Annotated in this window: 21 protein-coding genes and 1 pseudogene; 15 read left to right on the top strand and 7 right to left on the bottom strand. The window is 28.9% G+C overall.

Annotation, left to right across the window (positions count from 1 at the left end):
• Positions 1-2 precede the first annotated feature (2 nt).
• A complete protein-coding gene (locus tag R3342_RS02920; RefSeq protein ID WP_318938176.1) occupies positions 3-779 on the top strand; it encodes an enoyl-CoA hydratase/isomerase family protein in 777 nt (258 codons plus the stop codon).
• A 27-nt stretch (positions 780-806) separates the two neighbouring features.
• Here the strand turns inward: R3342_RS02920 and R3342_RS02925 are convergent, their stop codons facing one another.
• Both R3342_RS02925 and R3342_RS02930 read right to left on the bottom strand, forming a co-directional pair.
• The gene (locus tag R3342_RS02925) at positions 807-1,460 is read right to left on the bottom strand and encodes an HD domain-containing protein (protein WP_318938177.1); all 654 of its coding nucleotides are present in this window, start codon (positions 1,458-1,460) and stop codon (positions 807-809) included.
• Between the two features lie 68 nt (positions 1,461-1,528).
• Positions 1,529-1,939 carry a BrxA/BrxB family bacilliredoxin gene (locus R3342_RS02930; protein ID WP_318938178.1) on the bottom strand — a complete coding sequence of 137 codons (411 nt, stop codon included), beginning with the start codon at positions 1,937-1,939 and terminating at the stop codon, positions 1,529-1,531.
• 146 nt (positions 1,940-2,085) lie between these two features.
• Between R3342_RS02930 and R3342_RS02935 the strand changes: the two genes are divergently transcribed.
• From R3342_RS02935 to R3342_RS02985, 11 genes are all read left to right on the top strand, one after another.
• A complete protein-coding gene (locus tag R3342_RS02935; protein ID WP_318938179.1) occupies positions 2,086-2,826 on the top strand; it encodes a TerB family tellurite resistance protein in 741 nt (246 codons plus the stop codon).
• A gap of 221 nt (positions 2,827-3,047) precedes the next feature.
• On the top strand, positions 3,048-6,455 hold the full coding sequence (gene ileS, locus R3342_RS02940) for an isoleucine--tRNA ligase (protein WP_318938180.1): 3,408 nt from the start codon (positions 3,048-3,050) through the stop codon (positions 6,453-6,455).
• A gap of 3 nt (positions 6,456-6,458) precedes the next feature.
• The gene (locus tag R3342_RS02945) at positions 6,459-6,836 is read left to right on the top strand and encodes a TraR/DksA family transcriptional regulator (protein WP_318938181.1); all 378 of its coding nucleotides are present in this window, start codon (positions 6,459-6,461) and stop codon (positions 6,834-6,836) included.
• Between the two features lie 42 nt (positions 6,837-6,878).
• Entirely contained in the window at positions 6,879-7,469 is a 591-nt protein-coding gene (locus R3342_RS02950; RefSeq protein ID WP_318938182.1) for a lipoprotein signal peptidase, read from the top strand.
• Positions 7,470-7,559: 90 nt separating this feature from the next.
• The gene (locus tag R3342_RS02955) at positions 7,560-7,934 is read left to right on the top strand and encodes a thioredoxin family protein (RefSeq protein ID WP_318938183.1); all 375 of its coding nucleotides are present in this window, start codon (positions 7,560-7,562) and stop codon (positions 7,932-7,934) included.
• Between the two features lie 19 nt (positions 7,935-7,953).
• Positions 7,954-8,988 (top strand): ACR3 family arsenite efflux transporter, encoded by a 1,035-nt coding sequence (arsB, locus tag R3342_RS02960; protein WP_318938184.1) that lies wholly within the window; start codon positions 7,954-7,956, stop codon positions 8,986-8,988.
• On the top strand, positions 8,985-9,404 hold the full coding sequence (locus tag R3342_RS02965) for an arsenate reductase ArsC (RefSeq protein ID WP_318938185.1): 420 nt from the start codon (positions 8,985-8,987) through the stop codon (positions 9,402-9,404). The genes arsB and R3342_RS02965 overlap by 4 nt, the downstream gene beginning before the upstream one ends.
• Positions 9,405-9,432: 28 nt before the next feature.
• The gene (locus R3342_RS02970; protein ID WP_318938186.1) at positions 9,433-9,762 is read left to right on the top strand and encodes a metalloregulator ArsR/SmtB family transcription factor; all 330 of its coding nucleotides are present in this window, start codon (positions 9,433-9,435) and stop codon (positions 9,760-9,762) included.
• A gap of 29 nt (positions 9,763-9,791) precedes the next feature.
• Entirely contained in the window at positions 9,792-10,769 is a 978-nt protein-coding gene (locus R3342_RS02975; protein ID WP_318938187.1) for a permease, read from the top strand.
• A gap of 10 nt (positions 10,770-10,779) precedes the next feature.
• On the top strand, positions 10,780-11,214 hold the full coding sequence (locus R3342_RS02980) for a nitrophenyl compound nitroreductase subunit ArsF family protein (protein WP_318938188.1): 435 nt from the start codon (positions 10,780-10,782) through the stop codon (positions 11,212-11,214).
• Complete coding sequence (locus R3342_RS02985; RefSeq protein ID WP_318938189.1) at positions 11,215-11,925, top strand: aromatic aminobenezylarsenical efflux permease ArsG family transporter; 711 nt, start codon at positions 11,215-11,217, stop codon at positions 11,923-11,925. It begins immediately after the preceding gene.
• A 4-nt stretch (positions 11,926-11,929) separates the two neighbouring features.
• Here the strand turns inward: R3342_RS02985 and feoB are convergent.
• The 3 genes and pseudogenes from feoB to R3342_RS03000 form a co-directional block, all read right to left on the bottom strand.
• Positions 11,930-14,122: pseudogene (feoB, locus tag R3342_RS02990) on the bottom strand (ferrous iron transport protein B).
• Entirely contained in the window at positions 14,122-15,093 is a 972-nt protein-coding gene (locus R3342_RS02995; RefSeq protein WP_318938190.1) for an iron dependent repressor, metal binding and dimerization domain protein, read from the bottom strand. Before R3342_RS02995 ends, feoB begins: the two are co-directional and overlap by 1 nt.
• Positions 15,094-15,146: 53 nt before the next feature.
• Positions 15,147-15,800 carry a metal-dependent transcriptional regulator gene (locus tag R3342_RS03000; protein WP_318938191.1) on the bottom strand — a complete coding sequence of 218 codons (654 nt, stop codon included), beginning with the start codon at positions 15,798-15,800 and terminating at the stop codon, positions 15,147-15,149.
• A 130-nt stretch (positions 15,801-15,930) separates the two neighbouring features.
• Here R3342_RS03000 and uvrC point away from each other — a divergent pair, with 130 nt between their 5' ends.
• Both uvrC and R3342_RS03010 read left to right on the top strand, forming a co-directional pair.
• Positions 15,931-17,721 carry an excinuclease ABC subunit UvrC gene (gene uvrC / locus R3342_RS03005; RefSeq protein WP_318938192.1) on the top strand — a complete coding sequence of 597 codons (1,791 nt, stop codon included), beginning with the start codon at positions 15,931-15,933 and terminating at the stop codon, positions 17,719-17,721.
• Positions 17,718-19,949 carry a patatin-like phospholipase family protein gene (locus tag R3342_RS03010; RefSeq protein ID WP_318938193.1) on the top strand — a complete coding sequence of 744 codons (2,232 nt, stop codon included), beginning with the start codon at positions 17,718-17,720 and terminating at the stop codon, positions 19,947-19,949. Before uvrC ends, R3342_RS03010 begins: the two co-directional genes overlap by 4 nt.
• 51 nt (positions 19,950-20,000) lie before the next feature.
• Here R3342_RS03010 and R3342_RS03015 read toward each other — a convergent pair whose 3' ends face one another.
• On the bottom strand, positions 20,001-21,551 hold the full coding sequence (locus R3342_RS03015) for a ribonuclease E/G (protein ID WP_318938194.1): 1,551 nt from the start codon (positions 21,549-21,551) through the stop codon (positions 20,001-20,003).
• A 281-nt stretch (positions 21,552-21,832) separates the two neighbouring features.
• Positions 21,833-22,123 carry an HU family DNA-binding protein gene (locus tag R3342_RS03020; protein WP_318938195.1) on the bottom strand — a complete coding sequence of 97 codons (291 nt, stop codon included), beginning with the start codon at positions 22,121-22,123 and terminating at the stop codon, positions 21,833-21,835.
• Positions 22,124-22,258: 135 nt separating this feature from the next.
• Here R3342_RS03020 and mutY point away from each other — a divergent pair, with 135 nt between their 5' ends.
• Complete coding sequence (gene mutY / locus R3342_RS03025) at positions 22,259-23,299, top strand: A/G-specific adenine glycosylase (RefSeq protein WP_318938864.1); 1,041 nt, start codon at positions 22,259-22,261, stop codon at positions 23,297-23,299.
• The last annotated feature ends 19 nt before the right edge of the window (positions 23,300-23,318 follow it).

Consider the following 23,318-nt stretch of genomic DNA (forward strand, 5'->3'; position numbering starts at 1 on the left):
ATATGAATTACAATAATGTATTAGTTGAAACTAAAGAAAATTATGCCATTGTTACGGTTAATAGACCAACAAAATTAAATGCACTAAACAAAGAAACTATTAGTGAATTGCATCAAGTATTTTTTAGTTTAGAAAAGGACAAGCAAATAAAAGCAATCATTATTACGGGAAGTGGAGAAAAAGCATTTGTTGCCGGAGCAGATATTTCAGAATTTGCAAATTTTAATGAGTTACAAGGTTCGGAATTGGCTAGAAAAGGGCAAGAATTATTATTCGATTTCATTCAAAATTTAACAACTCCAGTTATTGCAGCAGTTAATGGTTTTGCTTTAGGAGGAGGATTAGAGCTAGCAATGGCTTCACATTTTAGAGTAGCAAGTTTAAATGCAAAAATGGGTTTGCCTGAAGTTAGTTTAGGAGTTATTCCAGGATATGGAGGAACACAAAGATTACCTCAGTTAGTAGGTAAAGGTAAAGCCATGGAAATGATAATGACTGCAGGAATGATTTCTGCTGTTGAAGCTAAAGAATGGGGATTAGTAAATTATGCTGTTGAACTAGATGAGTTATTACCATTATGCGAAAAATTAGTATCTAAAATATTAAGAAATTCTTCAACTGCTATTGCAGGAGCTATAAAATCAGTAAATGCAAATTTTGAAACAAGCGTAAACGGATTTAATGTAGAAATTGAGCAATTTGGAAAAGCATTTGCAACCTATGATTTTAAAGAAGGAACAACTGCATTTTTAGAAAAACGCAAACCTAATTTTGAATAGAACGTGAAATTGGGATTAAGTTGTTTTTTACTTTTTACCATTCCATTCATCATAAAATTGTTGAAGAAAAACTTCCATATATGTATGTCTTTTTTCAGCAATTTTTTTACCCGTTATCGTATTCATTCTATCTTTTAAAAGCAATAATTTTTCATAAAAATGATTAATTGTTGGGGCTTTAGAGTTTTTATATTCCTCTTTAGTTTGATTTAATTTTGGAGGAATTTTGGGATCATATAAAGTTCTGTTTTTAAAACCACCATAATTAAAGCAACGAGCAATTCCAATAGCTCCAATAGCATCTAATCTATCTGCGTCTTGAACAACTTCAAGTTCTGGAGAAGTAAATTTTTGTTTAAAATTTCCACCTTTGAAAGAAATATTGGTGATAATATTTTCAACATGTACAATAATTGAGTTTGCTACATTTTGACTTTCTAAAAATTCTCGAGCAATTTTTGGACCAACAGTTTCATCCCCATTATTAAATTTTGAATCAGCAATGTCATGTAATAATGCGCCTAACTCAACAATAAATATATCTACATTTTCACTTTTGGCTATTAATTTTGCATTATTCCAAACTCTTAAAATATGAAACCAATCATGTCCGCCTTCAGCATTTTTTAAAGTTTGCTGAACAAAAATTTTGGTGTTTAAAATTACAGTTTCTTTATTCATTATTTAAAAATAAAAAAATCCGCATTAATTTAAAGCGGACTTTTATAATTATTTTAGAATATTATTAATTAGCAGAATTCATCGTAAGCAGCTGCTAAATTAGCTGCAATAATTTCAGCTGGTCTTCCTTCAATATGATGACGTTCTAACATATGAACTAATTCTCCATCTTTAAATAAAGCTATTGCAGGTGATGATGGTGGAAAAGGAATCATATTTTCTCGTGCAGTTGCAGTTGCTTCAGCATCTACTCCTGCAAAAACAGTTACCAATTGGTTTGGTTTTTTATCAAATTGTAAAGAGGTAATTGCACCTGGGCGAGCAGAACCTGCTGCACAACCACAAACGGAGTTTACCATTACCAAAGTTGTTCCTTCTTTTTGTAGCGCATTAGTTACTTCTTCAGAAGTGTGTAATGAAATAAAACCAGCATTTTCTAGTTCCTCTTGCATTGGTTTTACTAATTCTGGTGGGTACATATTTTTTATTTTTTTAGTTATACATTATAAAGTGCAAATATAATGGTTTTTAGCTCTAAAAAATTATAAATATTTTAACGCTAAAAATAATAGACAATTTTATGAAGAAAAGTATAAAATGTATATTTGCGCCGTAAAAAATATATATGGGGAATTTTTTAAAGTGGATTGGTGCTGGGTTAGGATTTTCATTAGGAGGGCCAATTGGGAGTATTTTAGGATATGCTGTAGGGAGTTTTATAAGCGGATTTTCTAAAGAAGATATAGAAAATGCAAAACGATTTAGTGCTGGCAGTGTAAATACACAATCAGGCGATTTTGAAATTAGTTTACTTATTTTATCTGCCTTGGTTATCAAAGCAGATGGAAAAGTTAATGAAGCTGAATTGGTATATGTTCGAAACCATTTTAAAAGAATGTATGGTGAAGAACGTGCAAATAATGCGTTTAAATTATTTAAAGGATTTATTAAAAGTAATCAAATTTCTACTCGTCAGGTTTGTATACAAATTAGGCAAAATATAACCCATGCATCTCGTTTGCAATTGATTCATTTTTTATTTGGTATTGCTAAAGCAGATGGTTTTGTAACGGAAGCGGAAGTAGATGTTATTAAAACGATAGCAGGCTATTTAGGAGTTAGTCAATACGATTTTGAATCTATAAAAGCTATGTTTTATAATAGTTCAGATAGCTCTTATAGAATATTAGGAATTGAAAAAACCGCAACAGATATAGAAGTTAAAAAAGCCTATAGAAAAATGGCTAAAAAATACCATCCTGATAAACTACAGCATTTAGGAGATCAGCTTAAAAAAGGAGCTGAAGAAAAATTTAAAGAAGTACAAAAAGCATACGATAACATTCAGAAAGAAAGGGGTTTATAGATTTATTTGTTAATATGAAATTTAATTAAATAATAGTCATTCTACTAGTTTTAGTATTAGCAAAATTATAAATTATATTTCTTCCTTAAACTTTGATTAAAATAGTTCAACATTAAATCAAATTAAATTAAAGATTTAGTTGTTTTATTTCGTTGTTTTATATACGGTTATTTTCAATAAAATATGTAATTTCGCAAACTAATTGAATTATAGTAGCAAAAATGAGTAAAAAATTTAGAGAATATAATGGGTTGAACCTCACTAAAGTAGCAGAAGAAACTTTAGCGTTTTGGGAAGAAGAGCATATTTTCGAAAAAAGTATTAATACCCGCGATGAAAATAAACCATATGTGTTTTTTGAAGGACCTCCTTCGGCAAATGGTTTACCAGGTATTCATCATGTTATGGCTAGAGCTATAAAAGATATTTTTTGCCGCTATAAAACTTTAAAAGGATTTCAGGTTAAACGTAAAGCAGGATGGGATACGCATGGTTTACCTGTGGAATTAGGTGTTGAAAAAGAATTAGGAATTACCAAGGAAGATATTGGTAAAAAAATTACGGTTGAAGAATATAACGAAGCTTGTAAAAAAGCGGTTATGCGTTATACAGATATTTGGGAAGAATTAACACGCCGAATGGGACATTGGGTTGATATGCACGATCCTTATGTAACATACAAACCAAAATATATGGAAACGGTTTGGTGGTTATTGGCTCAGTTATACAAAAAAGGATTAATTTATAAAGGCTATACAATTCAACCATATTCCCCAAAAGCAGGAACTGGATTAAGCTCTCACGAATTAAATCAGCCAGGAACTTATCAAGATGTTACGGATACTACAGTTGTTGCTCAGTTTAAAGCAATAAAAAGCACATTACCAAATATCTTAAAAGAAGTTGAAGGAGATATTTATTTTTTAGCTTGGACAACTACTCCTTGGACATTACCATCAAATACAGCTTTAACGGTTGGTAAAAAAATTGATTATGTTTTAGTAAAATCGTTTAATCAATACACATTTAAACCAATCTGTGTAATTTTAGCTAAAAGTTTAGTTAGTAAACAATTCTCAAAGAAATTCTTTGCTGTTGAAAACGAAAGTGATTTGGCGACATACAAAAATGATGATAAAAAGATTCCATTTTTTGTAGCAAAAGAATTTAAAGGAGCGGATATAGTAGAGTCAAAATATGAACAATTAATGCCTTATGCATTACCATATCAAAACCCTGAAAATGCTTTTAGAGTTATTGCAGGCGATTTTGTAACTACTGAAGATGGTACAGGTATTGTACATACAGCACCTACTTTTGGAGCAGATGATGCTATGGTTGCAAAACAAGCTAAACCAGAAGTTCCACCAATGTTAGTTTTGGATGATAATGAAAACCCTGTTCCGTTGGTTAATTTACAAGGGAAATTTATTAAGCATATGAAAGAATATGCAGGTAAATATGTGAAAAATGAATATTATGTAGATGAACCTGCACCAGAAAGATCTTTAGATGTTGAAATTGCAATTCAGTTAAAAGAAGAAAATAAAGCTTTTAATGTTGAAAAATATAGACATAGTTATCCACATTGTTGGAGAACAGATAAACCGATATTATATTACCCATTAGATTCTTGGTTTATAAAAGTTACCGATAAACGTGATCGCATGTTTGAGTTGAATGAAACAATTAACTGGAAACCTAAATCAACAGGTGAAGGTCGTTTTGGAAATTGGCTAAAAAATGCAAACGATTGGAACTTGTCTCGTTCTCGTTATTGGGGAATTCCTTTACCAATTTGGAGAACCGAAGACGGAACTGAAGAAATTATAATTGGTTCAGTTGAAGAACTTAAAAATGAAATGAAAAAATCTGTAGAAGCTGGTTTTATGAAAACCGATGCTTTTGCTGATTTTGAAGTAGGAAACATGACAGAAGAAAATTATGATAAAATTGATTTACATAAAAATGTAGTGGATGCAATTACTTTAGTTTCTTCTTCTGGAAAACCTATGAAAAGAGAATCAGATCTAATTGATGTTTGGTTTGATTCAGGTTCCATGCCTTATGCTCAGTGGCATTATCCTTTTGAAAACAAGGAATTAATTGACGAGAAAAAATTCTATCCTGCAGATTTTATTGCTGAAGGAGTTGACCAAACTCGTGGTTGGTTTTACACATTACATGCTATTGGAACTATGGTTTTTGACTCTGTTGCCTACAAAAATGTTGTGTCTAACGGATTAGTGCTAGATAAAGTTGGCAAAAAAATGTCAAAACGTTTAGGAAACGCTGTTGATCCTTTTGAAACTATGGATAAATTTGGTCCAGATGCTACACGTTGGTACATGATATCTAATGCAAATCCTTGGGATAATTTAAAATTTGATATAGAAGGAATTGATGAAGTTCGTAGAAAATTCTTTGGAACACTTTATAACACGTATTCATTCTTCTCACTATATGCTAACTTAGATAATTTCACTTATTCTGAAGAAGAAATTGCAATAGAAAAGAGACCTGAAATTGATCGTTGGATTTTATCCGAATTAAATACTTTAGTTAAAAAAGTAGAAAAATTTTATGAAGATTACGAACCAACAAAAGCAACAAGAGCAATTCAAAATTTTGTAACCGAAAATTTAAGTAATTGGTTTGTTCGTTTAAGTAGAAGACGTTTTTGGAAAGGTGAATATGAAACAGATAAAATTTCTGCTTATCAAACTTTATATACTACTATGCTAACGGTGGCAAAACTAGGTTCGCCAGTGGCACCATTTTTTATGGATAACTTATATAAAGATTTAATTAAGGTTACAGGTAAAGAAAAATTTGAATCTGTGCACTTAGCAGATTTTCCAACTTATAATAAAGAATTGGTAGATAGAGATTTAGAACATAAAATGCAACAAGCTCAAAAAATATCTTCTATGGTTTTATCACTTCGAAAAAAGGAAATGATAAAAGTTCGTCAACCGTTACAACGAATTATGATACCCGTGTTAGATGAAAACGATAGAAAGGAAATTTTAGCTGTTGAAAACTTAATAAAATCAGAAGTAAATATCAAAGAAATTGAACTAATTGATGACGCTTCTGGAATATTAGTTAAAACAATAAAGCCTAATTTTAAAGTGCTTGGACCAAAGTTTGGGAAAGACATGAAATTTGTATCTCAAGCAATTCAAAATTTAACACAAGAAGACATAGCTATTGTTGAAAAACAAGGTAACATTTCGTTAAACGTAAATGAAAATGTTGTAAATTTAACACTTAATGAAGTTGAAATTACCTCTCAAGATATAGAAGGGTGGCTAGTAGCTAATCAAGGAGGTTTAACCGTAGCTTTAGATGTTACTATTACTGATGAATTACGTAATGAGGGAAACGCGAGAGAATTAGTTAATAGAGTTCAAAATTTAAGAAAAGAAACAGGTTTAGATGTAACAGACAAAATACAGTTAGTTATTCAAAGAAATGATATATTAGAGCAATCTATTAAAGCAAATGAACAATATATAAAAAATGAAACGTTAACTAGTAAATTAGTGTTTACTGAAACTTTGGAAAAAGGTGTTGAAATCACCTTTGATAATATTAAAACTAAAATTTTAATTGAAAAAGTATAGATTATGAATGAAAATACAAGATATTCCGACAAAGATTTGGCAGAATTTAAAGAAATAATTTTAAATAAAATTAAAAATGCTGAAGAAGACTTAGCTCTTTTGAAAAGCTCATTTAAAAACGATAGTAATAACGGTACAGATGATACTTCACCAACATTTAAAGCTTTTGAAGAAGGATCTGAAACTATGTCAAAAGAAGCAAATGTGCAATTAGCTATTCGTCAAGAAAAGTTTATTAGAGATTTAAAAAATGCATTACTTCGTATTGAAAATAAAACCTATGGTGTTTGCCGTGTAACAGGTAAATTAATTCAAAAAGAACGCTTAAAGTTAGTGCCACATGCAACCTTAAGTATTGAAGCAAAAAACATGCAAAATTAATAACAAAGTTCCCGAAAGGGAACTTTATTTTAGGAGTACCAATTGAAAAAGGCAGTAAGTATTATTCTAATAATTTTACTAATTGATCAAATTAGTAAAATTTATATCAAAACACATTTTTTATACGGAGAAGAAGTAGTTATTTTTAACTGGTTCAGAATTCATTTCATTGAAAATAATGGAATGGCTTGGGGAGCTGAATTTGGAGGCAAAGCAGGAAAACTTTTTTTAACCATTTTCAGGTTGTTTGCTATAGTTGGAATAGGTTATTGGCTTTTTAAATCCATTAAAAATAATGCTCCAAAATTATTAATTATTGCAGTTTCTTTAATTTTTGCAGGAGCTTTAGGTAATATAATTGACTCTGTATTTTATGGACTTATATTTAATACTCCACACCATGCAACAGCAACTTTATTTTCTAATGAACCTTATGGAAAATTGTTTTTTGGAAAAGTTGTAGATATGTTTTATTTCCCAATATGGGAAGGAAATTTACCATCTTGGCTTCCTATTTATGGAGGAAAACCTTTCACCTTTTTTAATGCAATTTTTAATGTAGCCGATACCGCAATTTCTACAGGTGTTGGAATTTTAATTGTATTTAACAAAAAAGTTTTTTCAAAAAAATAAAAAATCATTTTAGATGAAATATTTCTTTATTTAAATATTAATCGTAAATTTGCGATAAACATTTAATAATTTGAAATAATAATAAATAAAATGAAAACAATAAAAATATTAGGAACAGGTTGTCCAAATTGCAAACGAACTGAAGGTATTATAGAAGCTGTTATAACTCAATTAAATTTAGATTTTAAAATAGAAAAAGTGGAAGATATTCAAGAAATCATGAAATATGATGTAATGAGTACACCAGCCATTGTTATTGATGAAACGGTTGTTTTAAAAGGACGAGTACCTAGTTTGTCTGAAGCAAAAGAATTATTGGAAAATGCAAATACTTCTTGTTGTAGTTCAAATAGTGGTAGCTCTTGTTGTGGAGGAGGACATCATGAACATGGAGAAAGCTGCAATTCTGAATCAGAAGGTAAAGAAGAAACATGTTGTGGAGGAACCGAAAGTAACTGCTGTTAAAAATAAATTTAGCTAACTAATGAGGCCCAGATTAAAATTACTTGATCGTTTTTTAACGCTATGGATATTTTTAGCTATGATAATTGGTGTAGGCATTGGTTATTTTTCCCCCAATATAGCTAATTTCAGTAATTCATTATCCGTTGGAACAACAAATATTCCGTTGGCAATTGGTTTAATTTTAATGATGTATCCTCCGTTAGCAAAAGTTGATTACCAATTATTGCCTCAAGCATTTAAAGACACAAAATTGATGTCGCTTTCTTTGCTGTTAAATTGGGTTGTTGGGCCAATTTTTATGTTTCTACTCGCAATTATATTTCTACATAATCATCCTGGTTATATGACTGGACTTATTTTGATAGGACTAGCGCGATGCATAGCTATGGTAATAGTATGGAACGATTTAGCTGGAGGTAACAGAGAATATGGAGCAACACTTGTTGCGTTAAATAGTGTTTTTCAGGTAATAACATATAGCTTTTACGCTTGGTTGTTTATTGGTGTACTTCCAAAGTATTTTGGATTAAAAGGTTATGATGTAAATATTTCAATTTATGAAGTGGCAAAAAGCGTACTTATTTATTTAGGAATTCCTTTTTTAGCAGGGTTTTTAAGCAGAAAATATTTAATAGCTTTCAAAGGTAAAAATTGGTACAATCGTAAATTTATTCCTTTTATTTCACCAATTACGCTTATTGCATTATTAGCTACAATAGTTTTGATGTTTAGCTTAAAGGGTGACCAAATTTTACAATTACCATTCGATGTGCTTTTAATTGCTGTACCGCTAATTATTTATTTTGTTGTGATGTTTTTTACTAGTTTCTTTATTGGAAAATCAATAAAAGTACCTTATGATAAAAACACGTCAGTTGCATTTACAGCTACAGGAAATAATTTTGAACTAGCAATTGCAGTAGCTATAGCCGTTTTCGGATTAAATTCACCACAAGCTTTTACAGGGGTTATTGGTCCACTTATTGAAGTTCCAGCATTAATTTTATTGGTAAATGTATCGCTATTTTTTAAAAAGAAATACTATATAAAATGACAAAAATTCTAATTCTTTGTACTGGAAACTCTTGTCGAAGTCAAATGGCAGAAGGTTTTTTGAAATCGTTTGACAAAAGTTTGATAGTTTATTCTGCTGGTACAGCCCCCGCGTTTGAAGTACATCCTTTAGCTATTGAAGTAATGAAAGAAGTAAATATTGATATTTCTAAAAACCTCCCAAAATCAGTAAATGAATTTCTAAATAGTTCGTTTGATTATGTAATAACTGTATGTGGAGGAGCAAAAGAAAGTTGTCCGGCATTTATAGGAAATGTTAAAAGCAGATTGCATATTGGTTTTGATGATCCTGCCGAAGTTAAAGGTACTCAAGATGAAATTATTGGTGAATTTAGAAGAATACGCGATGAAATTAAAACAGGCTTTTATAATTTTTATTTAAAAAATCTTATTTAATTAATTCGTTTTTAAAAACTCAGAAAGCATGAAAAGAAGTTTAAATGAAATTAACTATATGGATGATACACAAGAATTGGCACGTTTTGCTAAAGCTTTAGGACATCCAACTCGCATAGCAATATTAAAGCGTTTAGAAAGTGAATCGTGTTGTTTTACAGGTGATTTGGTGGACGAATTTCCACTAGCACAATCTACAATCTCTCAACATTTAAAAGAATTAAAAAATGCAGGATTAATACAAGGAGAACTTAATCCTCCAAAAATTAAATATTGTATACATCAACAAAATTGGCAACGAGCTAAATTACTGTTTAATAATTTTTTTAGTAATACAAATGTTCCAACTAAATGTTGATATAAATAATAAATTAAACAAAAAAAGTAATGTTTGATTGGATTCAAAAATTAGCAGATTGGATAGTATTTGATTTACTTCACTTAATAAAAGGAAATCATTTAGCAGAAGCGTTAAATTTTTTCATTTACGATGCTGTAAAAATAGTATTATTACTTTTTGTGGTTATATTTTTTATGGGAATTGTAAACAGCTACTTTCCTATTGAAAAAGTTAGAAATTATCTTTCTCGAAATAAACTTTTTGGGTTAGAGTATTTAATGGCAAGTTTATTTGGTGTTGTAACTCCTTTTTGTTCTTGTTCATCTATACCTCTATTTATAGGCTTTGTTAGAGGAGGAATTCCATTAGGAGTCACCTTTGCTTTTTTAATTACTTCACCACTTGTAAATGAAGTTGCTATCGGTCTTTTTGTTGGGCTTTTTGGATTAAAAATTACCTTAATTTATGTTATTAGTGGAGTTTTACTTGGGGTAATTAGTGGTTTAATACTAAGCAGATTTAAATTAGAACGATTTTTAACTCCTTGGGTAAAAGATGTATTAGCCAATGCAGAAAGAGAAGAAAAAGTATTTGAAGCTGAAAAAACACCATTTAAAAAAAGACTACCAATTATTTGGAACGAAGTTGTCAAAATTTTAAAAGGAATTATAATTTATGTATTAGTTGGTATTGCAATTGGTGGAATTATGCACGGTTATATTCCTGAAGGGTTTTTTGAACAATATATGAGTAAAGATAACTTTTTTGCAGTTCCTTTGGCTACAATTTTAGCGGTACCAATGTATTCTAATGCATCAGGAATTTTACCAGTAGTTCAGGTATTAGTTTCAAAAGGAATTCCTTTAGGAACAGCTATTGCTTTTATGATGGGAGTTGTTGGTTTGTCATTACCAGAAGCTATGTTGCTTAAAAAAGTAATGACTTTTAAATTAATCGGAATATTTTTTGGAGTAGTAACACTTTGTATTATTATTTCAGGCTATTTATTTAATATAATCTTATAAAATTTTAAAAATGAAGTATTTATCAATTATTGCACTAAGCTTAATTTTATTTTCTTGTAACGGAAAAGTAAAAACAAATCAATCAAAAGCTACTTCGCAAAAAGAAGCAAACAAAATAGAAGTTATTGATTTTCATTCTACTCATAGATGTATGACTTGTAAAGCTATCGAAGCAAATACAAAATATACATTAAAAACTTATTTTGCTAATGAAATAAGCAATGGAAAAATCACATTTCAATTAGTAAATGTTGATGATGAAAAAAATTATAAAATGGCAGAACAATTTGAAGCTACAGGAACAGCTTTATTTTTAAATGTAATAATTAATGGCGTTGAAAAACATATTGATTTAACAGATTTTGCCTTTATGAAAGGAATGGAAAAAGAAGCTTTTGCAGAGGAATTAAAATCAAAATTAGAAGCAGAGTTAAAAAATATTTAAATGGAGTATTTACAAGCGTTACTTGAAAATTACAATATTCCAATTTTATCTGCCTTTGTATTAGGATTAATGACGTCTATTAGCCCTTGTCCTTTAGCAACAAATATTACGGCAACTGCTTTTATATCTAAAAATATTTCTAATAAAAAATTAGTTTTTTTAAGTGGGTTGCTATACTCATTAGGAAGAGCTTTTAGCTATACATTTATTGGACTAATCTTGTTTTTTGGCGCAAGTAAATTTCATATTGCACGTTTTTTTAATCAAAATGGGGAAAGATATTTAGGACCTTTATTAATTATAGTTGGTTTAATAATGTTAAATGTGATTAAACTAAATTTTTTAGGAAAATCTAGTTTTATACAAAAATTAGCCGATAAATTTAAAGATAAAGGTTTATTAGGCTCTTTTTTTATAGGTGTTATTTTTGCCTTAGCATTTTGTCCTTATAGCGGAGCATTGTATTTTGGAATGTTAATTCCAATGACAATTTCAAACGCAGAAGGTTTGTACTTACCAATTATTTTTGCTTTTGGTACAGGTTTACCAGTTGTATTATTTACATACTTACTTGCTTTTGCAGCAGGGAGCGTTGGTGTTTTTTATACTAAAATAACCAAAATTGAAAAAGTAATGAGAACTGTAGCAGGGATTGTTTTTATTCTTACAGGTTTATATTATGTGCTTATTTTCACCAAAATAATTCAATAATAATTTAAAATAATATTCTCCAAATTTGTGCAACTAAAAAAGTAACTATAAGACCTAAAATAACAGGGAAAATAGTAGCAACTGTTGTCCATTTTAAACTTTTAGTTTCCTTATAAATTGTGTAAATAGTTGTACTACATGGATTATGTAATAAACTGAATAACATTAAATTAACTGCGGTTAACAATGTCCATCCTCCTGCTTTTAATATACTTGCGGTTGCATTAGCAGAATCTAATTCAAACATAACACCTGCTCCATGTCCGCCGGAAATTCCAGTAACTAAAACTGTTAGCATTAATATAGTAGGTATAACTATTTCATTAGCAGGAATTGCAACAATGTATGCTAATAAAATAACTCCATTTAACCCCAATAAAAAACCAAATCCATCTAATGAATTTATTATCCAAGCTGCAATACTTTCGTTACCTATATATATGTTTGAAATTAACCAAATTACAGCTCCTGCAGGAGCAGCAAAAACTATTGCTCTCCATAATACAATTATAGTTCTGTCAATTAATGAGGTATAGATTGTTTGCCAAAATCTAGGGGGTCTATATGGAGGCAATTCTAAATTAAAGGTAGAAACCTCACCTTTTAAAACTGTTTTTGATAATGCCCAAGATGAAAAAAACATAAAAAATATTCCTAATAAAGCAATTCCAATAACCGCTGCTAAAGAAGCAAATCCAGATAAATAACTTGGTACTACAGCGCCAACAAAAATAGTTGCAATTAATATTTGAGTAGGCCATCTTCCATTACATAAAGAAAAATTATTAGTAATTATAGCTATTAAACGTTCTCTAGGGCTATCAATAATTCTTGTAGCTACAACTCCGGCGGCATTACATCCAAATCCCATACTCATAGTTAAGGCCTGTTTACCATGCGCTCCAGATTTTTTAAATAAATAATCTAAATTAAAAGCAACTCTTGGTAAGTATCCAAAATCTTCTAACAATGTAAAAAGAGGAAAAAATATAGCCATTGGAGGTAACATTACCGAAATAACCCAAGCAACAGATAAATAAACGCCATCAATTAAAAAACCGCTTAACCACCAAGGAGCTCCTAAGCTATTTGCAAGATTTTTTAAAAAAGGATGAAAATTATCTAATAAAACATTTGAAATAAGTGATGATGGATAGTTAGCTCCAGTAATTGTTAACCAAAGTACTACAGCTAAAATTAGAAACATAATTGGGAAACCCCAAGTTTTACTGGTAACAATTTTATCTATTTTAGAAACCAGCCTAAGTTTGGTTTTTGAATTATCTTTTGTAACAGAATTACTAACCAAATCAGCAGCATCAGCATAAATCCCTTCTGCTAAATTATCATGAAAATCATCTCCAATTTCCCAACGAAGTTCTTTTGAAAGATCTAAAATGGTATCTATATTCTTTTTATTCATACTGTTGTTTTATACAAATTCACCTGTTTTAAGAGCATTTATTATTTGTTTATCTCCTTCTAATAATCGAAAAGCTATCCATCTACTATTTGGAATGTTAGGATATTCTTTCTCAATTTTTAAACTTAATTTTTTTACGGCATCGTTAATATTTTTTGGAATATTTTTAATTCGGTGAGGCTTACATTGAATTTTATTGTTTGCAATTTCACTTATAGTTTGAATTAATTCTGGAATTCCTTTATTAAACCTTGCGCTTGTTGGAACTACTGGAATTCCTAAATCTCTAGCCAAGGCTCTAGTATTAATTTCAATATTATTTCGTTTGGCTTCATCCATTAAATTTAAACATAAAACTGCTTTATCTGTTATTTCTAATATTTGTAATACCAAGTTTAAATTTCGTTCTAATCTGCTTGCATCTACCACAATTATAGTTACAGAAGGTTTTCCAAAAAGAATAAAATTACGAGCTACTTCTTCATCTTCTGAAGTAGATAATAGTGAATAGGTTCCAGGTAAATCAACTAATTTAAATTTTTGATTGTTGTATTGAAATCCACCTTCGGCACGAACTACTGTTTTTCCTGGCCAGTTTCCTGTGTGTTGTTTTAAACCTGTTAAAGCGTTAAAAACAGTGCTTTTACCGGTATTTGGATTTCCAGCTAAAGCTATAACATAATCAAAATCATTAGTATTTACTCCTAACTTTTTCAATCCATTAGGATTAAATTGAGGACAAGTTTCGCATACACTTTTTACTTTAGAATCCATTAGTTTGTTTTTTTAATTAAAATGTTAGAGGCTTGGTTATTTCGTAAAGCAATTGTGGTTCCTTTTATTAAGTAGGCAGTAGGTTCTTTTAAAGGATTTAATAAATCTATACTTACTTTTGCGCCTTTTACAAACCCTAAATCTAATAATCTTCGTCTATTTTCTCCTCTGCTTTCTTTTGAAAGACCAATTATGGTAGCCGTTTCATTTTCTTTTAAACTTGTAAGTCGTACTAATTTTTTTTCATCAATATCATGTTTTTCAACTACAGCAATGGTTAAATTTTCGGCAACTTTTGGAGATAATTTAAATTCTTCTCCTTCCGCATAAAAAGTAATTCGAGTGTCATTGTTTTCTAATACTTTAATGTGAGAACCAATATGGATATTTTCTGCTAAAATTTGTTTATAAGCTACTTCAGGTTCATCTTCAATATGGACAATTTTTCCAACGGTGTAAACCGGTAAACTGGAAAGAGGAACCCCATCTAATATAGCCATTTTACCTGTTTGAGAAGGAATTGGATCTCCGTGTGGATCAAATTTAGGTTCTCCTAATTCAGTTGCTAGTAAATCAGCTTCTTCTGAACTTAATTGATGTTCTTTTTGTTCGGCTCTTTCATGCCACTCTAATTTGTTGTAACCTGTTTTTTCTGCTAAAAATTTCTCCCATAATCTATGAACTCTAATAATTCGTAAAGCATATTCTCTTCCATTATCTGTTAGTGATATCTTTTCATTTTCAACTTTAATAAGATTATTTAAAACCATATTTTCAATACTATTTTGAACAGCTACTGTTTTAAATTTTAGTTGAGAAGGAATTTCGCTTATTGTTAATGTATTTCCATCATTTTCAGAATGAAAAAGTAATTTTAAAATATCTTCTATAATTATTTTTTCATTGGAAATGTAATTATTTTTAATAATCCAAAACCAACCTTTTGTGGGCCTAAATAATAGGTATGCCAACAATATAATTGTTGTAAAAATTAATAAAGCGTAAAGAGGATTATAAGTTTGCATTAGTTTTTAAGATATAGGTTTTTAGCTACGTTTTCAGATATAATTAATACTTGGTTATTATAGGATATTTTAAAAGAATTGTCAAAAGGCTCCTTATCAAGTACTTTAATTTTTGTGCCTATTTCTAATTTATTTTTACTTAAATATTTTAGAAATTTATCAGAGGAATCTTTAACATGCATAAAAACTCCTTCCTCGTTAATTGTAAGTTGAGATAACTTAATCATTTTAACGGCTCTAATTTTTCCATTTTTAGTTGGAATTGGATCTCCGTGAGGATCAAGAGCCGGAAAATTTAAAAAAGAATCTAAATTATTAATCAACTTTTCCGATTTAATATGTTCTAATTCTTCGGCTAAATCGTGTACTTCATCCCATTTAAAATTTAGTTTCTCAACTAAAAACACTTCCCATAAACGATGATTTCTAATAATAGAAATGGCAATTTGTTCTCCTTTTTCAGTTAAAGTAACGCCATAATATTTTTTATAATTGATAAGGTTTTTTATTGCTAATTTTTTAAGCATATCCGTAACAGAAGAAGCTTTTGTATTTAAAGCTTTAGCAATTGAATTTGTTGAAGCTCCTTTTTCATGAACCAAGCTAAATTTATAAATTGCTTTTAAATAATTTTCTTCTGTAAATGAATTCATAAACCAAATATTTAGGCAAATCTATATATAATTTTTAGATTAATCTAAAAAAATAAGTTAAACTTGTAGAATGTTATTTGTTTTCAACCAAAAATAAATCTTACTTTTAAACTTTAAATTTACGAGCTAATTGGACCTTAAATTACAAATACAAACTCTTCCTAATCAACCAGGTGTTTATCAATATTATGATAAAAATGAAGTGATTTTATATGTTGGTAAAGCAAAAAATTTAAAAAAAAGAGTTTCTTCCTATTTTACTAAAAACCATGAAAATGGAAAAACCAGAGTTCTAGTAAAAAAAATAGCTAACATAAAACACATTGTAGTTAATTCTGAAACCGATGCGCTTTTACTTGAAAATAATTTAATTAAAAAGTATAAACCTCGTTATAATGTTTTGCTAAAAGATGATAAAACATATCCTTGGATTTGTATAAAAAAAGAAAAATTTCCACGTATATTTTTAACTAGAAATGTTGTTAAAGATGGTTCGGAGTATTTTGGTCCATATACATCTGTTAGAACAGCACGGGCATTATTAGATTTAATAAACGAACTTTATTCTTTACGAACTTGTAATTATTATTTAAGTAAAAAAAACATTGAATCTCGGAAATATAAAGTTTGTTTAGATTATCATATTGGAAACTGTAAAGGGCCATGCGAAGGATTGCAAAAAGAACAAGATTATAAAAATGATATTGATGCGATACGAAATATTATAAAAGGAAATTTTAAACAAGCCATTTTGCTATTTAAGGATTTGATGCATCAATTTGCTGAGAATATGGAATTTGAGGAAGCACAAAAAATAAAGGATAAAATAGATTTACTTGCAAATTATCAGGCAAAATCTACCGTAGTAAATCCGTCCATTACCAATGTGGACGTTTTTTCGCTTATTTCAGACGAGAGTTTTGCATATGCAAACTTTTTTAAAATAGTAAACGGAGCTATTATTCAATCGCATACAACAGAAATTAAAAAGAAATTAAACGAAACAGATAAAAAATTATTAGAGCTTTTTATTATAGAAATACAAACCCGATTTAACTCACAATCAAAAGAAATTTATGTTCCGTTTGAGGTGGATTTAGGAGAGAATATAAAAGTAACTATTCCTAAATTAGGAGATAAAAAAAGAATTGTAGAGTTAAGCATACGAAATGCAAAATATTATAGACAAGAGCGGTTTAAACAAATAAAAATTGTTGATCCAGATAGGCATGTAAATCGTATTATGGCTCAAATGAAAAAAGATTTAAAACTTTCTAGTGAACCTCGCCACATTGAATGTTTTGATAATTCAAACATCCAAGGAACCAATCCGGTTGCTGCTTGTGTAGTTTTTAAAAACGGAAAACCAAGCAAAAAAGATTATCGTCATTTTAATATAAAAACTGTAGTTGGACCTGATGATTTTGCCTCTATGGAAGAAGTGGTTTTTAGACGTTATAAACGTTTAAAAGAAGAAGATCAACCTTTGCCACAGCTTATAGTTATTGATGGAGGTAAAGGACAATTATCTTCTGCTGTAAAAAGCTTAGATGTTTTAGGATTACGTAATAAAATTGCTATAATAGGAATTGCAAAAAGATTAGAAGAAATTTATTATCCAAAAGATCCTATTCCGTTATATTTAGATAAAACTTCTGAAAGTTTAAAAATAATTCAACGACTGAGAGATGAAGCGCATCGGTTTGGAATTACACACCATAGAAATAAACGAAGTAAAGCTGCTTTAACCAATGAATTAGATCAAATTTCTGGTATCGGAAAGCAAACTGTTGTATCTTTAATGAAACATTTTAAATCTGTTAAAAGAATTAAACAAGCGTCATTTACCGAAATCGAAAAAATAGTTGGTAAAAATCGTGCTCAAAAAATAATAGAATATTATCAAAAAAGGAAAACATGAAAAAGCTTATAATTTTTCTTTTACTAATTTCTAGTTTTTCTTTGTTTTCGCAAAATGAACCAAAGAAAGAAAATATAAAAGTAGGCTTAGTTTTAAGTGGAGGTGGGGCAAAAGGGTTTGCTCATGTTGCTGCCATTAAGGTTTTGGAGGAAGCAGGTGTTAGAATTGATTATATTGGAGGAACTAGTATGGGAGCGATTGTTGGTGGTTTGTATGCAGCTGGTTATAATGCAAAACAATTAGATTCCATTTTAAGATCAATAAATTATCAACAAATTCTTTCAGGTGATTTACCTCGTAAATCAAAACCATTTTATGAAAAGGAAAATGGTGAAAAATACGTTTTAATACTGCCGATAAAAAAGAGAAAAGTTGGAATTCCGGCAGCTTTGTCTGGCGGACAAAATTTACTTAATTTACTTACCAAATTAACCCAGCAGGTCAATAATATTAACGATTTTAATAAACTACCAATTCCGTTTTTATGTATAGCTACTAATTTAGAAAATGGAAACGAGGAAATTTTGAGAAAGGGTTTTTTACCTTTAGCAATGAAAGCAAGTGGATCTTTTCCAACTTTGTTATCTCCAGTGGAAATTAATGGAAAGCTTTTAACCGATGGAGGAATTGTAAATAATTTTCCTGCAAAAGAAGTTAAAAGTATGGGAGCAGATGTTTTAATTGGAGTGGACACACAAAATGGTTTAGATAAAAAAGAAAATTTAGATTCTGCCATAAAAATTTTAAATCAAATTGTTGGATTTCAAATTAATAAAAATGATGAAGGAGAGCATAATTATGTTGATGTATTAATAAAACCAAATGTTAAAGATTTTAATGTAGTTTCATTTGATAAAATAGATGAAATTATGAAAAAAGGAGATAGTGCTGCAAGAGGAAAAATGGAAGAATTAAAAGCTATTGCTAAACGGCAAATCCAAAAACCGAAGCCAACACTTAAAAATAATTTTAAACGAAAATTTGTTATTAAAAAAATTGAAGTAACAGGCAATAAAAATTATACAAGAGCATATATGCTTGGAAAATTAAATATAAAAAGGCAAGATTCTACTAACTATGAAAAATTAGAAAGTTGCATTAATAATATTACCGCAACGGGTAATTTTGAATCTATTCAATATAATTTATTAAAAGATGGTGATGGAGAAACAGTACAATTTAAAGTTAAAGAAAACGAAATTGCTAACTATCTTAAATTAGGTATTCATTATGATGATTTATATAAAACAGGCGTTTTAGTAAATATAACATCTAAGCATGTACTTAATAAAAATGATGTGCTATCCACAGATATTATTTTGGGCGATAATTTAAGGTATAACTTAAATTATTTTATTGACAATGGATTTTATTGGAGTTTTGGAGTTAGGTCAAGATATAATAATTTTCAAGCAGATGTAAATTTTAATGAAGCTAATGTGAACAAAATTAGCTTAAATTATGAAGATTTTACAAACCAAATTTATGTGCAAACAGTTTTTAATAGAAAGTTTGCAATTGAAATGGGTGCTGAGCATAAAAATATAAAAGCATATACTGAAACTATTGCTGCGTTAGATACTATTTCCTCAAATGTAAGTAGAGGATATTTTGAAAAATCAGATTATTTAAATTTAATTGCCTCTATTAAAATAGATACTTATGATAAAAAATATTTTCAAAAAAAAGGGTTTTATTTAAATGCTGATTTTAGGTGGCATTTAACTTCATCGGATTATCATAGCGATTTTGAATTAGAACATTTTAAGTTTAAACCTTTTTCTCAGTTAAAAGGGAAAATAGGTTTAGCTCATACTTTTTTCAATAAATTAACCACACATATTATTTCTGAAGCAGGTATCACAATAGGAGAAAATGAGAATAGAGTTTTAGATTATAATTTAGGAGGTTATGGAGAAAATTTTATAAATAAATTTGTTCCATTCTATGGATATGATTTTGCAGAACTTAATGGAAATTCGTTTTTAAAATCAGGTTTAACGCTTAGGTATGAATTTTTACCTAAAAACTATTTAATGACTACCGCAAACTATGCACGAGTTGAAAAAGATATATTTAATGGAGGAAGATTGTTTGAAAACACCAAATCTGGTTATATGATTGGTTATGGGTTAGACACTTTTTTAGGCCCAATAGAAATAAATTACGCTTGGTCTCCAGATCATAAAGAAAAGTATTGGTATTTTAACGTTGGGTACTGGTTTTAAAAAAAGCCCTGCAATTAATTGCAGGACTATTTTTTTTGATATTGTAATGCCTTATTTAAGTATTTTACCTTTATTATCAGTAAAATCAAATCTCAAATATTGGTAAGCATCTCTTGGTAAAATTTTAATCCACTTTTTATATTTGGTAAACCATTTTTGTTGTATTGATGGCAACCCTTTTGTTAAATAAGCAGCAATAAAAGGATGTGTATTTAAAACTATCTTTTTATACTTTTTATTATGAATTAGCTTATCTAATTCTGCTGAAATTGTGTTAATTAACACAATTGGAGCTTCAACTTCTCCATTTCCACTAGGATTTGGTTCAGATGTTTTAATTACCATTTCAGGTCTAACTCGTTGTCTGGTAATTTGTACTAAGCCAAATTTACTTGGCGGTAATATTTTATGTTTTGTTTTATCAAATGCCATTTCTGCTTTTAAATGTTCAAACAATTTTTGTCTGTTTTCCGCAGTTTGCATATCAATAAAATCTACTACAATAATTCCTCCCATATCTCTTAACTGTAATTGGCGAGCAATTTCTGAAGCAGCAATTAAATTAACTTCTAAAGCAGTATCTTCTTGAGATGATGTTTTATTTGAGCGATTTCCGCTATTTACATCAATTACATGAAGTGCTTCTGTATGTTCTATAACTAAATAAGCGCCTTTACTCATGGAAACAGTTTTTCCAAAAGAAGTTTTAATTTGACGTTCAATGCCAAATTTTTCAAAAATAGGAACTTGTGATTTATATAAACTTACAATTCCTTCTTTAGTTGGCGCAATTTCTTGCAAATATTCCTTTATTTCTAAAAATAAAGTTTCATCATTTGCTACTATATTAGTAAAGGAATCATTAAAAACATCTCTTAAAATTGAAGAGGCTCTATTTAATTCACTTAAAACTTTTACAGGAGTTTGATCTGCTTTTATAGATCTAATTTTTTTACACATTACAATCCAACGATCTAAGGAGTTTTGTATGTCTTTATCTAGTTCTGCTACTTTTTTGTTTTCGGCAACAGTTCTAATAATAACTCCAAAACCTTTGGGCTTAATGCTTGTAATTAATCTTTTTAAACGTTCTTTTTCTTCTATGTTTATTATTTTCTGTGATACAGAAACTCTGTTTGAAAAAGGAACTAATACCATAAATCTACCAGCTATAGATATCTCAGAACTTAAACGAGGTCCTTTGGTTGAAATAGGTTCTTTAACAATTTGTACTAATGTTTTTTGACCTGATTTTAGTACATCAGCGATACTTCCATTTTTGTCAATATCGTTTTCTAATTTAAAATTTTTTAAAGTGTAATCTTTAATTTTACCTGTGCTAACACCTTTTATAAATTTATTAAGTGATAGTAATTGTGCACCTAAATCATGATAATGTAAAAACCCATCTTTTGCGTAACCTACGTTAACAAATGAAGCGTTTAAACCTGAAAGTACTTTTCCAATTTTAGCGATAAAAATATCGCCTACTGAAAATTTATTTTCGTTTGATTCTGTATTAAGTGCTGTTAATTTACCGTCTTTTAATAAGGCGAAATCAATATCAGAGGAATTTGATCTAATTATTAATTCTGTTTTCACTCTGTATTGTTTTTGTGTTCAAATTTTTAGTTTGAACTATTTATAAATAATTTTTTAACAGGATTTTTTTAATACCCAACAATAATTACAAATTTAGTATGTAATTATCTATTTCAATGAACTTTTAAAATGAAAGAAAAAGTAAGCATTGCTTACTTTTTCTTTTTGTGCCTATTAGCTCTAGCTCTTTTTTTACGTTTGTGAGTAGAGATTTTAGTTCTCTTTCTTTTTTTACCACTTGGCATAATAAAATGTTATTTTACGTTAATAATATTGTTGTCTTATTGAACTTCAACGTTGCTTTTAACACCTTCAACAAAAACTTTTGCAGGTTTAAAAGCAGGTATATTGTGAGCAGGAATTTTTATAGTAGTATTTTTTGAAATATTTCTACCTGTTTTTTCAGCTCTTGTTTTAATAATAAAACTACCAAAACCTCTTAAATAAACATTGTCTCCCTTTTCTAAAGAACTTTTAACCTCTTCCATAAATGCTTCAACTGTAGCTAAAACATCCGCTTTTTCAATCCCAGATTTGTCTGAAATACTCGATACGATTTCTGCTTTCGTCATTTCTTATATAAATTATATATTGTTATACTAAAATTAAGACGGCAAATATAGGATATATAAATCGAATTTAAAAAGTTAATTCATTAAAATTTAATTGATTAAAACTTGTAATATTGCAAAATACTAATAATAATGATGAATTTTTCTAATTCTTTAATACACTGGTACTTAGCTAACAAAAGAGATTTGCCCTGGCGAAATACTAAAAATCCGTACAATATTTGGTTGTCAGAAATAATTTTGCAACAAACAAAAGTTAACCAAGGATTACCCTATTATTTTAAGTTTATACAAGAATTTCCAACAATTTTTGATTTAGCAAAAGCGCCCGAAGAAAAGGTTTTAAAATTATGGCAAGGTTTAGGATATTATTCCAGAGCTAGAAATTTACATTTTTCTGCACAATATATAGTTAATGAATTAAATGGTGAATTTCCGGTTACTTATAATGAGTTGATAAAACTAAAAGGTGTTGGAGATTATACTGCATCAGCAATAGCATCTATATGTAATAATGAAAAAACAGCTGTAGTAGATGGAAATGTTTATCGTTTATTAGCTCGTTATTTTGGGGTTTTTATAGCAATTAATTCCTCTAAAGGGATTAAAGAATTTAAATTACTTGCTCAAGACCTTATAGATTCTGAAAACCCCGGCACTTTTAACCAAGCAGTTATGGAGTTTGGTGCAACAGTTTGTACACCAAAAAAACCGAAATGTAGTAATTGTATATTAAAGGATAGTTGTTTTGCATTATCAAAAAATGAAGTAGATAAATTACCTGTTAAAGAGAAAAAAATAATAATTAAAACAAGATATTTTAATTATTTAGTTTTTAAGACTTCAACAAATAAAACTATATTAGAGCAACGAACAAATGGAATTTGGAAAAATTTATATCAATTCCCACTAATAGAAACTAAAGAAGAAATTGACGAAAACAAACTAATAAACCATAAGGAATTTTTAAAAATTTGTAATTCAGAAAACCATACAATTAAGTTGTTTAATGATACAGTAAAACCACACAAATTATCGCATCAGCATATTTATGCAAAATTTTGGATTGTAAAAACTAACGACTCTAATAAAATTTCTTATTCGTGGGAAACAATTAAAAAATATCCTGTACCTTTATTAATTGATAATTTTATCAATGAATTTATTAACTTTTAAAAAAATTAGTACTTTTGAG

Source organism: Lutibacter sp. (assembly GCF_033723435.1).
In the GTDB taxonomy this organism is placed as follows: Bacteria; Bacteroidota; Bacteroidia; order Flavobacteriales; family Flavobacteriaceae; genus Lutibacter.

What these genes read in the sequence shown, in the direction of transcription:
- R3342_RS02920 (WP_318938176.1), top strand. Translation starts at nt 3, where the DNA reads ATGAATTACAATAATGTATTAGTTGAAACTAAAGAAAATTATGCCATT.
- R3342_RS02925 (WP_318938177.1), bottom strand. Translation starts at nt 1,460, where the DNA reads ATGAATAAAGAAACTGTAATTTTAAACACCAAAATTTTTGTTCAGCAA.
- R3342_RS02930 (WP_318938178.1), bottom strand. Translation starts at nt 1,939, where the DNA reads ATGTACCCACCAGAATTAGTAAAACCAATGCAAGAGGAACTAGAAAAT.
- R3342_RS02935 (WP_318938179.1), top strand. Translation starts at nt 2,086, where the DNA reads ATGGGGAATTTTTTAAAGTGGATTGGTGCTGGGTTAGGATTTTCATTA.
- ileS (WP_318938180.1), top strand. Translation starts at nt 3,048, where the DNA reads ATGAGTAAAAAATTTAGAGAATATAATGGGTTGAACCTCACTAAAGTA.
- R3342_RS02945 (WP_318938181.1), top strand. Translation starts at nt 6,459, where the DNA reads ATGAATGAAAATACAAGATATTCCGACAAAGATTTGGCAGAATTTAAA.
- R3342_RS02955 (WP_318938183.1), top strand. Translation starts at nt 7,560, where the DNA reads ATGAAAACAATAAAAATATTAGGAACAGGTTGTCCAAATTGCAAACGA.
- arsB (WP_318938184.1), top strand. Translation starts at nt 7,954, where the DNA reads ATGAGGCCCAGATTAAAATTACTTGATCGTTTTTTAACGCTATGGATA.
- R3342_RS02965 (WP_318938185.1), top strand. Translation starts at nt 8,985, where the DNA reads ATGACAAAAATTCTAATTCTTTGTACTGGAAACTCTTGTCGAAGTCAA.
- R3342_RS02970 (WP_318938186.1), top strand. Translation starts at nt 9,433, where the DNA reads ATGAAAAGAAGTTTAAATGAAATTAACTATATGGATGATACACAAGAA.
- R3342_RS02975 (WP_318938187.1), top strand. Translation starts at nt 9,792, where the DNA reads ATGTTTGATTGGATTCAAAAATTAGCAGATTGGATAGTATTTGATTTA.
- R3342_RS02980 (WP_318938188.1), top strand. Translation starts at nt 10,780, where the DNA reads ATGAAGTATTTATCAATTATTGCACTAAGCTTAATTTTATTTTCTTGT.
- R3342_RS02985 (WP_318938189.1), top strand. Translation starts at nt 11,215, where the DNA reads ATGGAGTATTTACAAGCGTTACTTGAAAATTACAATATTCCAATTTTA.
- R3342_RS03000 (WP_318938191.1), bottom strand. Translation starts at nt 15,800, where the DNA reads ATGAATTCATTTACAGAAGAAAATTATTTAAAAGCAATTTATAAATTT.
- R3342_RS03010 (WP_318938193.1), top strand. Translation starts at nt 17,718, where the DNA reads ATGAAAAAGCTTATAATTTTTCTTTTACTAATTTCTAGTTTTTCTTTG.
- R3342_RS03020 (WP_318938195.1), bottom strand. Translation starts at nt 22,123, where the DNA reads ATGACGAAAGCAGAAATCGTATCGAGTATTTCAGACAAATCTGGGATT.
- mutY (WP_318938864.1), top strand. Translation starts at nt 22,259, where the DNA reads ATGAATTTTTCTAATTCTTTAATACACTGGTACTTAGCTAACAAAAGA.